The 15,799-nt window shown below is 28.4% G+C and carries 14 protein-coding genes; 2 read left to right on the top strand and 12 right to left on the bottom strand.

The window, feature by feature from the left end; all coding sequences use genetic code 11:
- Positions 1–38: 38 nt before the first annotated feature.
- The 11 genes from nuoL to ndhC all read right to left on the bottom strand — a co-directional run bounded on the left by nuoL (position 39) and on the right by ndhC (position 11,861).
- Positions 39–1,871 carry an NADH-quinone oxidoreductase subunit L gene (nuoL, locus tag IX46_RS00830; protein ID WP_053940139.1) on the bottom strand — a complete coding sequence of 611 codons (1,833 nt, stop codon included), beginning with the start codon at positions 1,869–1,871 and terminating at the stop codon, positions 39–41.
- Entirely contained in the window at positions 1,868–2,170 is a 303-nt protein-coding gene (gene nuoK / locus IX46_RS00825; protein ID WP_053940138.1) for an NADH-quinone oxidoreductase subunit NuoK, read from the bottom strand. The genes nuoL and nuoK overlap by 4 nt, the downstream gene beginning before the upstream one ends.
- 34 nt (positions 2,171–2,204) lie before the next feature.
- Positions 2,205–2,708, bottom strand: a complete 504-nt coding sequence (gene nuoJ, locus IX46_RS00820; protein ID WP_053940137.1) for an NADH-quinone oxidoreductase subunit J — start codon at positions 2,706–2,708, stop codon at positions 2,205–2,207.
- Positions 2,709–2,723: 15 nt separating this feature from the next.
- Positions 2,724–3,266 carry an NADH-quinone oxidoreductase subunit NuoI gene (gene nuoI / locus IX46_RS00815; protein WP_053940136.1) on the bottom strand — a complete coding sequence of 181 codons (543 nt, stop codon included), beginning with the start codon at positions 3,264–3,266 and terminating at the stop codon, positions 2,724–2,726.
- Between the two features lie 25 nt (positions 3,267–3,291).
- Positions 3,292–4,260: an NADH-quinone oxidoreductase subunit NuoH gene (gene nuoH, locus IX46_RS00810; RefSeq protein ID WP_053940135.1), complete on the bottom strand. Its 969-nt coding sequence runs from the start codon at positions 4,258–4,260 to the stop codon at positions 3,292–3,294.
- Positions 4,257–6,980 carry an NADH-quinone oxidoreductase subunit NuoG gene (gene nuoG / locus IX46_RS00805; protein ID WP_053940134.1) on the bottom strand — a complete coding sequence of 908 codons (2,724 nt, stop codon included), beginning with the start codon at positions 6,978–6,980 and terminating at the stop codon, positions 4,257–4,259. The genes nuoH and nuoG overlap by 4 nt, the downstream gene beginning before the upstream one ends.
- A 99-nt stretch (positions 6,981–7,079) precedes the next feature.
- Positions 7,080–8,378, bottom strand: a complete 1,299-nt coding sequence (nuoF, locus tag IX46_RS00800) for an NADH-quinone oxidoreductase subunit NuoF (protein ID WP_053940133.1) — start codon at positions 8,376–8,378, stop codon at positions 7,080–7,082.
- Positions 8,375–8,854, bottom strand: coding sequence for an NADH-quinone oxidoreductase subunit NuoE (gene nuoE, locus IX46_RS00795; protein ID WP_053940132.1), 480 nt, complete (start codon positions 8,852–8,854; stop codon positions 8,375–8,377). The genes nuoF and nuoE overlap by 4 nt, the downstream gene beginning before the upstream one ends.
- A 31-nt stretch (positions 8,855–8,885) precedes the next feature.
- Positions 8,886–10,688 carry an NADH-quinone oxidoreductase subunit C/D gene (nuoC, locus tag IX46_RS00790; RefSeq protein ID WP_144417486.1) on the bottom strand — a complete coding sequence of 601 codons (1,803 nt, stop codon included), beginning with the start codon at positions 10,686–10,688 and terminating at the stop codon, positions 8,886–8,888.
- Positions 10,689–10,778: 90 nt separating this feature from the next.
- The gene (locus IX46_RS00785) at positions 10,779–11,465 is read right to left on the bottom strand and encodes a NuoB/complex I 20 kDa subunit family protein (RefSeq protein ID WP_053940131.1); all 687 of its coding nucleotides are present in this window, start codon (positions 11,463–11,465) and stop codon (positions 10,779–10,781) included.
- Between the two features lie 36 nt (positions 11,466–11,501).
- On the bottom strand, positions 11,502–11,861 hold the full coding sequence (gene ndhC, locus IX46_RS00780) for an NADH-quinone oxidoreductase subunit A (RefSeq protein WP_428991870.1): 360 nt from the start codon (positions 11,859–11,861) through the stop codon (positions 11,502–11,504).
- A gap of 296 nt (positions 11,862–12,157) precedes the next feature.
- Between ndhC and dnaK the strand changes: the two genes are divergently transcribed.
- Together dnaK and dnaJ are read left to right on the top strand one after the other, a co-directional pair.
- Positions 12,158–14,074 (top strand): molecular chaperone DnaK, encoded by a 1,917-nt coding sequence (gene dnaK / locus IX46_RS00775; protein WP_053940129.1) that lies wholly within the window; start codon positions 12,158–12,160, stop codon positions 14,072–14,074.
- 80 nt (positions 14,075–14,154) lie between these two features.
- Complete coding sequence (gene dnaJ / locus IX46_RS00770; RefSeq protein WP_053940128.1) at positions 14,155–15,291, top strand: molecular chaperone DnaJ; 1,137 nt, start codon at positions 14,155–14,157, stop codon at positions 15,289–15,291.
- A gap of 62 nt (positions 15,292–15,353) precedes the next feature.
- Here dnaJ and rpsT read toward each other — a convergent pair whose 3' ends face one another.
- Complete coding sequence (gene rpsT / locus IX46_RS00765; protein WP_053940127.1) at positions 15,354–15,617, bottom strand: 30S ribosomal protein S20; 264 nt, start codon at positions 15,615–15,617, stop codon at positions 15,354–15,356.
- Between the last annotated feature and the right edge of the window lie 182 nt (positions 15,618–15,799).

Below are 15,799 nucleotides of genomic sequence, written 5' to 3'. Positions count from 1 at the left end.
ATTTATAAAAATTTAAAATGGTTAATTAATTAAATTTTTTAAAAAAACAAAATCAATATAAAAATTAAATTTACACCTAATATCATAGATTCTATATACCATTTTATATTTCCGTTAACAGTTTTTAATAAAATTACATTAAAATTTTTTATTATATTAATCAAAAAAATATTTATTTTATTAAATGGATCAGAAAACAAAATATTAGAAATAGATAAATATGAATTAACAAAAAATAAATTATATAATGAGTCAAAACACCATCCATTTAATAAAAAATAATGTATAGATCGAAAGATTTTTAATTTCAAAAATTTCTCAATAAAACCTGTATTTTTAACCCATAAATAATATGCGATCCAAATACCTAAAAAAGATATAGAACTAGTTATTAGTTCAAAGAAAAATTTGTTATCCATAGAATATTTTAACATAGGAAATACAAAAGATAGAGAAGGTACGATGTAAATACTAAGAGCACTAGAAAAAATTAATAAAATAAACAAAGGACAATTATGAACTAATTCTTTTTTATATAAAAAATGAGAAAAACTATATTTTTTAAATAAAATAAAAATCATTCTACAAGTATAAATTGATGTTAATAATGAACCAAATAAACCCAATGCAAATAAATTAATATGACCACTTTTCAATACACTAAATAAAATGTTACCTTTGCTATAAAAACCTGATGTAATTAACGGAAATGAAATCAAAGACGCTCCCCCGAAAACAAAGCTAATAAATAAAAGAGGGCATTTTATAATTGTTTTAGACATTTTAAATATATTTTTTTCATTTTTACACAAAATGATTAAAGAACCAGAAGACAAAAATAATAATGCTTTAAAAACAGCATGTATAATTAAGTGAGTAATTGCAGCAGACCATGCTTGCACGCCTAATGATAAAAACATATATCCTATTTGACTCATAGTTGAATATGCCAAGATACGTTTTATATCTGTTTGAACCAATGCAGAAAAACTAGAAAGTAATATCGTCAAAATACCAATGACGCTTACAATAAACAATACATTTGGTGTTAATAAAAATAAAAAATATGTTCTTCCTATTAAATAAACACCTGCTGTTACCATAGTTGCCGCATGAATTAAAGCTGAAACAGGAGTTGGACCAACCATTGCATCTGAAAGCCAAGTTTGTAACGGTAATTGCGCTGATTTACCAAGGACACCTACCAACAAAAAAAATGTTATCACATTTGTAATCGAACTATTTATATGCACAAAATTTGATAAAAATTTTATTTTTTGAAAATCAAAAGTTCCATATTGTTGATATATTAAAAAAAATGAAACAATTAAAAATATATCTGAAATACGCGTTAAAACAAAAGCTTTTAAAGCGTGTTTGTTATTGTTAATATCTTTATAATAAAATCCGATTAATAAATAAGAACAAATGCTTATACCTTCCCATCCAATATACATAAGTATAAAATTATCTGCTAACACCAATAAAGACATACTTGCTATAAATAAATTAGTATAAGCAAAAAAACGAGAACAACCTTCTTTATTTTTCATATACCAAATAGAAAAAATATGTATTAATAAACCTATCCCTGTAATCACCAATAACATACTTAAAGACAAACCATCCAAAATTAAATTACAATTTATTCTTAATGCATTGATATCTATCCAACACCATAATCTTTGAATCCAAAATTGATAAGAATGATTAATAAAAATTATGCTATAAAAAAAAGTAATAAGAAATGAAACAAATACTGAACAAACTCCTATGAAAGCTGTACTCCAATTAGAAATGGTTCCTTGTGTAAAAGAGAGAATAAAAAAACTAAATAATGGAAATAAAATTATCAAAGAAATAATATTCATCCACTCATCTCACTTAATAAATTAATATTTAATGTTTTTTTGTTTCTATATAATTGAAGTAATAACGCCAATGCTATACTAGCTTCAGATGCAGCTAATGTAATAGCAAGAATATAAACTATTTGACCATCTGCTTGTTTCCAATATGTACTTGCTATTACTAATGCTAGTGCAGCTGCATTTATCATGATTTCTAAACTAATTAATATAAACAATATATTTCGACGGACTATTAGAGATGTTAAACCTAACATAAACAGCGTTAATGACAAACATAAACCATGAAATAAAGAAATCATAAATCTTTATCCTTACAAAATTAATAGGGTATGATTATTTTTTTAATTTATTTTTTTTATTACCAATATGAAAAACTACAATTAAAGCGGATAACAAAAGCAAAGAAGAAAGCTCAACTAGCAATAAATATGGACCAAATAAATTAACACCGATCATTTTAGTATTCATCAAAAAAAATTCAATTTTTTTTTCTTTAAGAAAAAAAATAACATATGTCATTGATAAAAATAAAATTAATGTCAAAATGCTTGGTGTTATCCAAAAAACAAGATGTAAATTTTTTTTTTCTTTTATATCATCTCTTTTTCCAAGATTTAACATCATAATCACAAAAATAAACAATACTATAATTGCACCTGCGTATATAATAACTTCAAGAGCACCGGCAAAAAATGCTCCAATTGTAAAAAAAATACCTGATATCGATAGAATTGAAATTATTAAATATAGTAAAGCATAAACTGCATTTTTTTGAATAATAACTAACAATGTAGATATGATAGCTACGAAAGAACATATATAAAAAGCGAAATTCATTTATCAACCTCTCTTTTACGGCAATAAAGTTTTAACGTTTATAGGTGATGATTCTATATCTAATTCACCTGTTTTTTTCCCGCTAATCAGCGTTCCGGAAAAACGGTAAAAATTATAGTCAGGATATTTTCCAGGGCCAGAAATTAATAAATCTTGTTTTTCATAAACTAAATTATACCTTTTAAAATCTGATAATTCAAAATCAGAAGTTAATTGAATAGCAGCTGTAGGGCAGGCTTCTTCACATAAACCACAAAAAATACAACGAGAAAAATTAATTCGAAAAAATTTAGGATACCAACGACCACCTATCTTTTCAGATTTTTGAAGAGAAATACAATCCACTGGACAAACTACTGCGCATAAATTACACGCAACACAGCGCTCATCTTTATTTGAATTTCTTGTTAATATAATACGTCCACGGTATCTAGGAGATAAGTAAACTTTTTCTTCTGGGTATAATTTAGTTTCAGATTTAGAAAATATATTTACGAAAATCATACAAATACTTCTTATTTGAGTAAAAAAACCGATAATAATTTTTTTTAAGTTCATAAATAAAATCTCTTTTTAGAAAAGTTTAAATTAATATAAAAAAAGCTGTTACAAGCAAATTTAATAATGTCATAGGCAAACATACTTTCCATCCAAAAGATAAGATTTGATCATACCTAGGTCTAGGTAAAGAAGCTCGAATTAAAATAAATAAAATAACGAAAAACATCATTTTTAAAAAAAACCAAAAAAATCTAGGCTCTCCAAAACCAGAACATCCGCCTAAAAACATCACTGTAATTAATGATGAAATTGTAACAATTGAAATATATTCTCCAATGAAAAATAAACCAAATTTCATTCCAGAATATTCAATATGATAACCATCAGCTAATTCTTGTTCAGACTCAGGCTGATCAAAAGGGTGTCTATGACAAATAGCTAATCCAGCTATAAAAAAACACAAAAACCCTAAAAATTGAGGTATAATATTCCACATGTACTTCTGATTATTTATAATATCTAAAATTCTAAATGATCCTGATTTAGCAACAACACCCATTAAGGATAAGCCTAAAAATACTTCATAACTTAAGGTTTGTGCAGAAGCTCGAATAGCTCCTAATAAAGAATATTTGTTATTACTAGACCATCCCGCAAATAATATTGCATAAACAGATAAACCGGCCATCATTAAAAAAAATAAAATTCCTATATTTAAGTTAATTATAGGATGATTGGGAATAAAAGGAATGATGGGAATAACGCACAACAAAGAAATAAAAGATATAATTGGAGATAAGACAAAAATAAATTTTTTACTAAATTTTGGAACCCAATCTTCTTTAAATAGAATTTTAATCATATCTGCGCATAGTTGTAAGCTACCAAAATAACCAACGCGATTAGGACCGTGTCTATTTTGAAAAAACGCCAGTAATCTACGTTCAAAAATACTTAACATTGCTGAAAAAAATATAAATAAAACAACGAATGACATTATTTTAAAAAATCCTAAAAATATTTCTAATATCTCTGCTCCAAAATATTTCATTGAATAAATTCTCTTATATATTTAATTTTCTTTCCAACTAAAGCACTAGGAAAACCTTTTCTTCCTATGGGTAGTCCGATCTGTTGTGAATGTAAATTCTCAGATATTCTTATATTTAAACAAAAATTTTTATTTAAACAATTAAATTTTATTATAGAATCTTTTTTTAATCCTATTTCTAGCGCGTCTGATTTACTTATTAATGCATATGGGCGCGCGATATTTTCTTTAATAATAGATGAATATTGTGTTAATTCTTCATGCCCGAAAATACGATAATATGGAATTATATACCAATATTTTTTTTCAATATTAATTTTACAATTTAAATAAATATCGCTAATTTTCGGATTTTCTTTAAATAAATGAACACCTGAATCCCCAGATATTAATTCTTTGCCCACCTCTTTTTGAAATTTATTCCATGCTTGTGGAGAATTCCAACTAGGAAACCAAGCAAACGGAATATATTCAAAAGATTTATTAGGCTGGCTAAAACCTTCCATAGAAAAAGAAAACATGGTGTTAATATCCTGAGGTTGAGAACTTTCATGAATATCAATATGAGATTTTAAAGCAGTTCGTCCACTGTAACGATTAGGAGAACGAGCAATTTTTTGATTTTTGATTCGAAAATCAGCATTAGGTAGAGAGGTTTTTATTGTTTTAAAAATAGGGTACTTATTACTATAAGAAGTAATTACATCATCTAAGTTTAACCAAGATATTTTTTTGTTTAAAAGTTTACACTGAATAAAATGTAACCATTTCCAACTCTCATAAAGACAATTTTTTTGATCAATAAACATTGGATCGTAAACTTGAAAAAAACGCTGTGCTCTACCTTCAAAGTTAATTACAGTACCAGAACTTTCTGAAAAATTTAAACATGGCAAACTAAGCATAGAATTTTTATAAGTTTCAGTATATATATGATCTATTACTAAAACATTAGTTTTCTTTTTTAAAATATTATCGCAATCATATTGAGAAAAATAACGGTATAAATCATACTCCATAAATATAATAGCGTCTGCTTGTTTTTGATTTAATCTGCGATATACTTGATCTATAGAAATTCCACCGATTAATCCTAATCCTAATGCATTTGAAGAAGATGTTAAAAAAGTCATGGCAACATGATTTTTTTTATGTTTTTTTATTGATATAGCTATATTAATAGCTGTCTTTATAATCGATGTACTAAATGAATTCGTACCAGAAATAATTAATGTTTTTTTTGCATTAAGTAATTTTTTTGAAATACAAATAGCTTTCTCAAGTAAAAAAGAATTTAAATTTTCAACAACTGGTAAATCATTATCTAAATTATGTGCAATTGCGGAACCAAATTTTGATTGATCATTGATTGATGCAAAATAAGACCACTCAGAAATATCATCTAATTTAGTTTCGTGCGTATGAGTGATGTACAATGAATTTTTATGATTCTCCGAAATGTTAGATATAACAGTTGCATTCCATCTAGGTATTCCATTGAATTCAGCTATATCTTTAGCTTTCTTTTTAATGGCTTGACGCACTGCCAACGCAACACGAGGCGAAGTTTGAGTCAAATCTTCCCCAAGAATTAAAATAGAATCATAACTTTCAATTTCTCTCAAAGATGGAATATATAAATTATTATTTTTAAAAACATTTAAAATTAATTTCAAACAAGATTCTTCTTTAGAAGACATTCCATGAGAAAAATTATTTTCTCCAACTAATTCTTTTAATGCAAAATTGTTTTCTACGCTTGTCCGTGACGAACCAACACCAATAATGTTTTTATGACGTCGAAAAAAATTTACTCCTTCTTTTATTGCCTCGTTTAAATTCAATATTTTTAATTTTTCATCGATTAAACAAGAAGGATTTCTAGGACGGTTTTTTAAATCACTATGTGAATAACCAAAACGTCCTAAATCACAAATGAAATAATGGTTTATATTGTAATGATACCTATTTTCTACACGACGTATTTCGCCATATCGTTCACCTATACTAATATTGCATCCCACACTACAACTCTGACATATACTAGGAGCATATTGCATATCCCATTTTCGATTATATTTTTTAGAATGTGTTTTATCAGTAAAAACACCAGTAGGACATATTTCCACTAAGTTTCCTGAATGCTCATTCTCTAAAATTCCATCTTCTACACGACCAAAATAAATATTACTATTAGAACCATAAACGTTTAAATCTCTACCATCTGCGTAATCTTTGTAATATCGGACGCAACGATAACATCCAATACAACGATTCATTTCATGTTTAATAAAAGAACCTAAATATTGATTTTTATGTGTTCTTTTTGGGAACCGATAATTTCGAATATGATGTTTATTCATAACTGTTACATCCTGCAAATGGCAATTACCGCCTTCCTCACATACAGGACAATCATGTGGATGATTTGTTAACAAAAGTTCTACTATATTTTGTCTAAATGTTTTTGATACCTTGTCATTAGTCGAAATAATAGATCCATCTACTATAGGAGTCATGCAGGACATAATTAATCGCCCTTTCGAATCTGACAAACTATCATACTGTGTCACAGCGCATTGCCGACAAGATCCTACACTACCTAATTGAGGGTGCCAACAAAAATAAGGAATATCTAATCCAATTGATAGACATGCCTGTAATAAGTTGTGAGATTTATTTGCATAGTATTCTTTTTTATTTATATAAATTTTAGACATAATAGACAATTCCAAAACTCTTTAAAAAAACAAATTTTATATTTAAATATTAAATGGTTAACTTAGATTTATTAGGTTGCATCCTCGTAATATTTTTATTTAAATTTGATTTTTTATATTAATTCCAGCTTCAAATTCTGAACGAAAATATTTCATAGCACTTTGTAATGGTTCAATCGCTCCAGGAGCATGAGCGCAAAATGTTTTTCCTGGACCAAGAGAAAAGCATAATTTTTCTAAATTTTTTATATCATTAGTTTGTCCTTCTTTATTTTTTAAGCTATATAATATTTTTACAATCCATGGCAATCCATCTCTACAGGGTGTGCACAAACCGCATGATTCACGAGCAAAAAATTTTTCTATATTATATACAAGTGAAACCATATTAGTTTTATTATCTACAGCCATAGAAAGAGCTGTTCCTAATCGACTACCCGCTTTTGTAATAGTATTAAAATCCATAGATAAATCTAAATGTTTTGAGACAAGAAAATCTGTACCTGCTCCTCCAGGCTGCCATGCTTTTAAAGATAAACCTGATTTCATTCCTAACGCATAATCTTCTAAAATTTCACGTGCAGTTATGCCAAAAGGTAATTCCCAAACACCAGGGTTATTAACATTCCCTGAGAAACCCATTAACTTTGTCCCAGTATCAGAACTATGAGACAATGTTTTGTACCAATGAGGGCCATGCAATACAATAGCTGGAACATTAGATAAAGTTTCGACATTATTAACACAAGTGGGCTTCCCCCATAATCCAAACATTGCTGGGAATGGTGGTTTAAATCTAGGATTGGCTCTTCGACCTTCTAATGAGTTAATCAAAGCGGTTTCTTCACCACAAATATAACGACCAGCCCCAGTATGTAAAAACAAATTAAAATTAAAGCCACTATTTAAAATATTTTTACCAATATAACCAAAATTACTTGCTTCCTGTATTGCTTTTTTTAAAACATGTTCTCCTTTAATATATTCTCCTCTCAAAAAAATATAACCACGGGTAGCTTGAATAGCAAAAGCTGATAATAACATCCCTTCAATCAACTGATGCGGTAACTGTTCTATCAAGAACCTATCTTTATAAGTACCTGGTTCCATTTCATCAGCATTACATAATAAATAGCGATGTTCTTTTTTATCATGTATATTATCTGGCATTAAACTCCACTTTAAACCTGTAGGAAAACCAGCTCCTCCTCTTCCTTTTAAATCGGATTCTTTTACTAAATTAATTACATCTTTCGATGTTTTTTGATGCAATGTTTTTTTAAAAGCAATATAACCATTTTTATTACAATATTCTTTTATCCAGACAGTTTTTTTGTCATCTCGCATTCTCCATGTCAATGGATGTGTTTCTTCTAATCGATTGATTTTATTATTCATTTATATGATTCCAGTAAATTTAGTGCAGATTCTGGAGTTAATTTAGAATGAAGATCTTCATTAATCATGATAGTTGGACTTTTATCGCAATTCCCCAAACAACAAATAGGCAATAAAGTAAATCTTTGATCTAAAGTAGTATGACCTGTTTTAATAGATAAATGATTTTCTAATGCTTTTTTAATTTTTTGATAACCTGTTAAATAACAAACTACGCTATCACAATAACGAATTATATTTCGCCCTACAGGTTGACGATAAATTTGACTATAAAAAGTAGCTATACTTTCTATATCACTTGAATTGATATTAAGTATTTTAGCAATTTCAATAATAGCTAGATCAGACACCCAACCACGTTGTTTCTGAACAATTTTTAAAGCTTCTATAGCAATTGCTTTATAATTTTCATAATATTTTTTTTGATTTTCTATTTCATTAATTTCGAAGGTACTTAATACAAATTGTGTAGAAATTTCTCTTAATTTTCTTTTTTTTTATTCATAGTTATCTATCCACATCTGACATAACAAAATCAATACTTCCTAAATATACAATTAAATCCGATATTAAACTTCCACGAATAACTGAAGGTATTTGTTGTAAATGTGCAAAACTAGGTGTACGTATTCTCGTTCTGTAACTCATAGTACCACCATCACTAATTAAATAATAACTATTAATACCTTTAGTTGCTTCAATCATCTGAAAACTTTCATTTGCTGGAATCACAGGACCCCAAGATACTTGTAAAAAATGATTAATTAAACTATCAATATATCTTAACGTATCCTCTTTAGGAGGCGGAGTAGTTAGTGGATGATCTGCTTTATAAGGACCTTCTGGCATATTATTTAAACATTGCTTTAAAATTGATAAACTTTGATAAATTTCTTCTACTTTTATCATGACTCTAGAATAACAATCACTGATCCCACTGCCAATAGGTATTTCAAAACTATAATTTTGATATCCAGAGTAAGGTCTCCATTTTCGTACATCAAAATCTAATCCGGTAGCACGCAAACCAGCGCCTGTTACACCCCAAGTCAAAGCTTCTTTTTGCGAATATTGAGCAATACCTTTTGAACGATTAATTAAAATAGTGTTTTTTAAAGCGACATCTATATAATATTTAAGTCTTTTGGGCATCCATTTTAGAAAATTATTTAATAAAATATCCCATCCTTTTGGAAGATCATGAGCTACCCCGCCAATACGAAACCAAGCAGGGTGCATTCTTGCTCCAGTTATCGCTTCAATTAAATCATAAATTTTTTGACGATCAGTAAAGGCAAAAAAAACAGGAGTCATACATCCTACATCTTGAATAAAAGTAGAAATAAATAATAAATGACTATTAATTCTAAATAATTCTGATAACATTACTCGAATTACTTCTACTTTTTCTGGAACAGAAATATTAGCTAATTTTTCTACTGCTAATATATAAGGCATCTCGTTGATACATCCGCCTAAATATTCAATACGATCTGTATATGGAATATAACTATGCCATGATTGACGTTCAGCCATTTTTTCTGCTCCTCGATGATGATAGCCTATATCAGGAACGCAATCGACAATATTTTCACCATCTAATTGTAAAACAATTCTAAAAGCACCATGTGCGGAAGGGTGATTCGGGCCTAAATTTAAAAACATAAAATCTACATCATTATTTTTTCTTTTCATGCCCCATGATTCAGGTTTAAATCGTAAACTTTCCATTTCTAAATCTTCTCTTTCTTCATTTAAGAAGAAATTTTTGAACTCAGTAGCTCTAGCTGGAAAATCTTTTCTTAATGGATGACCTGTCCATGTATTAGGCATAATAATACGTGTTAAATTAGAATGATTTTTAAAAACAATACCGAACATTTCCCATGTTTCTCGCTCATACCAATTGGCGTTAGGAAATATATTAGTACATGTAGATAAAATTAAATTGTTTTTAATTAAAGGGACTTTGATCATAAAATCAATATTATGTTTAACAGATATTAAATGATAAAAAACTGAAAAATCAGCTTTAGGAAGATTTTCTCGGTGTAATCGACAACGCTCATCTACACCATGCAAATCAAAAAGCATATTATAAGAGTACGGTGCATCAAATAAAAGTCTAATAACTTGTAATAAACAATTTTTATTTAACCAAATTATTGGAAAACCCATCTTAGATTCCTGTATAACACAAAAATCTTTTCCAAAAACATGGAATAGTTTATTAAAAACTAAGCTAGTTATATCAGTTTCATCAATATTTTTTTTTAAAATGTTATTTTTAATTAAAATTTCATCCATCATGGATTTCTCATTATAATTAATTTTAAAAATTTATAAAATTTTTAAAATTATTATTATTTTTAAACTAATATATTTATATGATTAAAAAAATTAAATTTTATCTGACGTTGGAAGATTGACAATTGAAATTCTTTTATTTGTTTTTTTTTCTTTTTCTGACAACATTTTTTTTTGATATATTCCTTGTTCTCCCACTACCCAAGACAATGGTCTTCTTTCTTCATTAATAGAATTTTGAAGTAATTTCAAAGCATGTATATACGCTTCTGGCCTAGGTGGGCAACCAGGAATATAAACATCTACTGGTAAAAATTTATCTACACCTTGCACCACAGAATAAATATCATACATTCCGCCAGAATTAGCACATGCTCCCATAGAAATAACCCATTTTGGCTCTAACATTTGATCGTATAATCTTTGAATAATAGGAGCCATTTTAATAAATGGAGTTCCAGCAATCACCATAACGTCAGCTTGTCTGGGAGAAGCTCTTAACACTTCAGATCCAAAACGAGCCACATCATGTACAGAGGTAAAAGCAGTAACCATTTCTACATAACAGCAAGATAATCCGAAATTATAAGGCCAAAGAGAGTTTTTTCGACCCCAATTAACTAACTTATGAAGTAATTGATGCAATTTACCTACAAAAATATTTTTTTTTAAATAATTCTCTACAGGATCTTCAACCAGATAACTCGATTGCTTTGGATATTTTTTATGAGAATTATTTTCTTCTACTCGAGTCAAAGTGTAATTCGCTGTATATTTCATAAAATTATATCCTTAAATACGATGAATTTAAACGTTTTATTTATATGCCCAATCTAATGCTTTAATTCGAATTAAGTAAAATAATGATAACAAAAGAAACATTATAAAAATAAAAGCTTCAAAAAAACCTACCCAACCAGTTTCAGTTATACTAACAGACCATATATAAAGATAAAGAGCTTCAACATCAAATATTACAAAAAACATTGCAACCAAATAAAACTTGACAGAAAAATGCAAACATGTATTTCCTACAGAAATAATACCTGATTCAAATGGTGTATGTTTATGTCTTGATGACGATTTTCCCCCTAAAATAGAACTTGCAAATAACATAAAACAACAAAACGTAAAAGAAAAAAAAATAAAACAAAAAAAGTATAAACATTCTCTCATATCAAATGATATCAACATAGGAAAACCTCAAAATTTTTTAATAAGCAAAAAATTTAATATACATGAAAAATATAAAATAATAAATTATGTTTCATAAAATACAGTTCCATCCTGTTTAGACTGATTGAAAAACTCATTTTTTTTGAAGTTAGACCTTGATGACTAAAAAAAAGACCCCATCTAATAATCACAACACTGATAGATAATTATAAAATACAATCCTATGTCGCTAATAAAAGCCAAAAAAATGGCTACATAAGGGTTGAAAACCCAATTATCAAAATAGGAGAAATACAATGGGTAAAATTATTGGTATCGACTTGGGAACAACCAACTCTTGTGTTGCCATTATGGATGGCAATAAACCTCGTGTTTTAGAAAATTCAGAAGGAGATCGCACTACACCTTCAATTATTGCATACACTAAAGAAGGCGAGGTTTTAGTAGGTCAACCGGCTAAACGTCAAGCTATTACCAATCCGAAAAACACTTTATTTGCTATAAAACGTTTGATTGGTAGAAAATTTAAAGATGAAGAAGTGCAACGCGATATAAAAATAATGCCATACAGCATAATTAACTCCGAGAATGGAGATGCTTGGATTGATGTAGAAAGAAAAAAAATGGCTCCGCCTCAAATTTCTGCTGAAGTTTTAAAAAAAATGAAAAAAACTGCAGAAGATTATTTAGGGGAACCAATAAAAGCAGCTGTTATCACAGTACCTGCTTATTTTAATGATGCTCAACGGCAAGCAACCAAAGATGCAGGTAGAATAGCTGGTTTAGAAGTAAAAAGAATCATAAATGAACCTACAGCAGCTGCTCTCGCATACGGTCTAGATAAAGGCCAGGGAAATCGCACCATCGCTGTATATGATCTAGGCGGAGGGACTTTTGATATATCAATTATTGAAATAGATGATGTAGACAAAGAAAAAACATTCGAAGTGCTATCTACCAATGGAGATACCCATCTTGGGGGGGAAGATTTTGATAGTAGATTAATCAACTATTTAGTAAAAGAATTTAAAAAAGAACAAGGTATTGATTTGAGAAACGATTCATTAGCTATGCAAAGATTAAAAGAATCAGCAGAAAAAGCTAAAATCGAGCTTTCATCAGCGCAGCAAACAGACGTAAATTTACCCTATATTACAGCAGATTCTAATGGTCCAAAACATTTAAATATCAAAGTAACTCGTTCTAAACTTGAATCTTTAGTTGAAGATTTAGTATCAAAATCTATTGAACCGCTTAAAGTGGCGTTAAAAGATGCAGGATTATCTATATCAGATATTAACGATGTAATATTAGTAGGTGGTCAAACAAGAATGCCTATGGTGCAATCCAAAGTTGCAGATTTTTTCGGAAAAGAACCAAGAAAAGATGTGAATCCAGATGAAGCAGTTGCAGTTGGAGCTGCAGTTCAGGGAGGAGTACTTTCAGGAGATGTTAAAGATGTTTTACTACTAGACGTAACCCCATTATCATTAGGAATTGAAACTATGGGTGGTGTAATGACTTCACTTATCAGTAAAAATACAACAATTCCTACTAAACATAGTCAAGTGTTTTCAACAGCAGAAGATAACCAATCAGCAGTCACAATACATGTATTACAAGGCGAAAGAAAAAGAGCTTCAGATAACAAATCTTTAGGACAATTTAATTTAGATGGTATTGAACCTGCACCTAGGGGGACAGCACAAATCGAAGTAACATTTGATATTGATTCTGATGGAATTTTACATGTTTCAGCAAAAGATAAAAAAACTGGTAAAGAGCAAAAAATTACTATCCAAGCTTCTTCTGGGTTAAATGAATCAGAAATTAAAAAAATGATAGATGATGCAGAAGCAAATTCTGAATCAGATCGTAAATTTGAAGAATTAATTCAAATACGTAATCAAGGCGATCAGTTAATTCATAGTGTAAAAAAACAATTAGATGAAAATAAAACAAAAATTGAAATTCAAGATGAAGAAAACATAAAATCATCTTTAAATGATCTAGAAAAATCATTAAAAGGAGATGATAAGTCTGAAATTGAAAAAAACATACAAAATCTTTTAAAAATTTCATCTAAACTAACAGAAACTTATCAAAAAACAAAAGAAGACAATCCAAAAAATGAAAATCAATCATCTACATCAAAAAAAGATGAAAATATCGTAGATGCAGAATTTGAAGAAATAAAAGATCCTAAAAAATAATTATAACTATCTAAACACTAACACGGGCGTAGAAAAAAATCTACGCCCGTGTAATTATTTTAAAAGCAGGAAGAGTAATAATGGGAAAAAAAGATTACTATCAAATCTTAGGAGTCTCAAAATCAGCTGAAGAACGCGAGATTAAAAAAGCTTATAAACGATTAGCAATGAAATATCATCCTGATAGAAATCAAGGTGATAAAAATGCTGAAAATAAATTTAAAGAAATAAAAGAAGCTTACGAAATCTTAGTAAACGAAGAAAAAAGAAATGCATACGATCAATATGGACATTCAGCTTTTGAAAATGGTCACAATCAAAATACTACTTATAGTACTTTTACTAGTTCTACAGATTTTGGTGATATTTTCGGAGATGTTTTTGGTGATATTTTCGGCGGAAATAGAAATCAAAGAGTAAAAAAAGGATCTGATTTATGTTATAATATGGATATTTCTTTAGAAGATGCGGTAAAAGGTGTAATAAAAGAAATAAAAATTCCAACATTTCAAAAATGCCAAATTTGTTATGGAACTGGAGCTAAAAAAGGAACTAAACCTCGTAACTGTTCCACTTGCCAAGGCAGAGGTCAAATACATATAAGAAAAGGATTTTTTACAGTTCAACAATCCTGTCCTACATGCCACGAAAAAGGAACAGTAATACAAGATCCATGTCGTATATGTAAAGGCCAAGGAAGAGTCAGAAAAAATAAAACATTATCAGTCAAAATTCCACCTGGTGTAGATACTAATAATCGAATTAGAATAAACAATGAAGGAGAAGCCGGTACAAATGGCGCGCCATCAGGAGATCTATATGTTCAAATAAAAGTAAATAAACATCCTATTTTTGAACGTGAAGAAAATAATCTTTATTGCGAAGTACCAATAAATTTTACTATGGCTGCATTAGGCGGAGAAATTGAAGTGCCTACACTGGATGGAAGAGTGAAATTAAAAATACCATCTGAAACACAATCAGGAAAACTTTTTCGTGTCCGAGGTAGAGGTGTAAAATCAATACAAAATAGAAATCAAGGTGACTTGTTATGCCGAGTAGTAGTAGAAACACCAGTAAATCTTAACGAACAACAAAAATATCTTTTAAATGAACTAGGACAAAGTTTTAATGGATTTAAAGGTGAAAAAAATACTCCTCGATCAAAAAGATTTTTTGATGGAGTAAAAAGATTTTTTGATGATTTAACAAAATAAAATATTATAAAGTATTGCTTCTTAATAGAATGAGAGGCAATACTGTTATAAAAAATTTATTTTTAATTTAATTTTTTAATTTGAAGTGATAAAACAGATTTATATCTTGCTGCTTTATTTTTATGGATCAAACCCTTGGTTGAATATTTATCAATTACAGGTTGCATATTTTTGAAAGCATCTTCTGCTCTTTTTTTATCTCCAGACAAAATAGATAATCGAACTTTCTTTATAAAAGTACGAATTTTCGAGCGTTGACTCATATTATTTTTACGACGATATTCCGATGCTACAGCATCTTTCTTAGATGATTTAATATTAGCCAATTTAAACTCCTAAATAAAAAATTTTATTAAAAATTATACTATATATAAAATATGATACAAGAGATAATAAAAATTAATAATAAATATAATAAATTTTTATTAAAAAATTGTTAAATAGTTATTATTAAATATAAATTTTATGATAAATTCTAGCATATATAACCTTATTATATTGGATTAAT

Source organism: Buchnera aphidicola (Aphis glycines), from assembly GCF_001280225.1.
Lineage (GTDB): Bacteria > Pseudomonadota > Gammaproteobacteria > Enterobacterales > Enterobacteriaceae > Buchnera > Buchnera aphidicola_E.
Note: the sequence above shows the minus strand (reverse complement) of the source record. Positions and strands in the feature narration are given on the sequence as shown.

What these genes read in the sequence shown, in the direction of transcription:
- nuoL (WP_053940139.1), bottom strand. Translation starts at nt 1,871, where the DNA reads ATGAATATTATTTCTTTGATAATTTTATTTCCATTATTTAGTTTTTTT.
- nuoK (WP_053940138.1), bottom strand. Translation starts at nt 2,170, where the DNA reads ATGATTTCTTTATTTCATGGTTTATGTTTGTCATTAACGCTGTTTATG.
- nuoJ (WP_053940137.1), bottom strand. Translation starts at nt 2,708, where the DNA reads ATGAATTTCGCTTTTTATATATGTTCTTTCGTAGCTATCATATCTACA.
- nuoI (WP_053940136.1), bottom strand. Translation starts at nt 3,266, where the DNA reads ATGAACTTAAAAAAAATTATTATCGGTTTTTTTACTCAAATAAGAAGT.
- nuoH (WP_053940135.1), bottom strand. Translation starts at nt 4,260, where the DNA reads ATGAAATATTTTGGAGCAGAGATATTAGAAATATTTTTAGGATTTTTT.
- nuoG (WP_053940134.1), bottom strand. Translation starts at nt 6,980, where the DNA reads ATGTCTAAAATTTATATAAATAAAAAAGAATACTATGCAAATAAATCT.
- nuoF (WP_053940133.1), bottom strand. Translation starts at nt 8,378, where the DNA reads ATGAATAATAAAATCAATCGATTAGAAGAAACACATCCATTGACATGG.
- nuoC (WP_144417486.1), bottom strand. Translation starts at nt 10,688, where the DNA reads ATGATGGATGAAATTTTAATTAAAAATAACATTTTAAAAAAAAATATT.
- IX46_RS00785 (WP_053940131.1), bottom strand. Translation starts at nt 11,465, where the DNA reads ATGAAATATACAGCGAATTACACTTTGACTCGAGTAGAAGAAAATAAT.
- ndhC (WP_428991870.1), bottom strand. Translation starts at nt 11,861, where the DNA reads ATGAGAGAATGTTTATACTTTTTTTGTTTTATTTTTTTTTCTTTTACG.
- dnaK (WP_053940129.1), top strand. Translation starts at nt 12,158, where the DNA reads ATGGGTAAAATTATTGGTATCGACTTGGGAACAACCAACTCTTGTGTT.
- dnaJ (WP_053940128.1), top strand. Translation starts at nt 14,155, where the DNA reads ATGGGAAAAAAAGATTACTATCAAATCTTAGGAGTCTCAAAATCAGCT.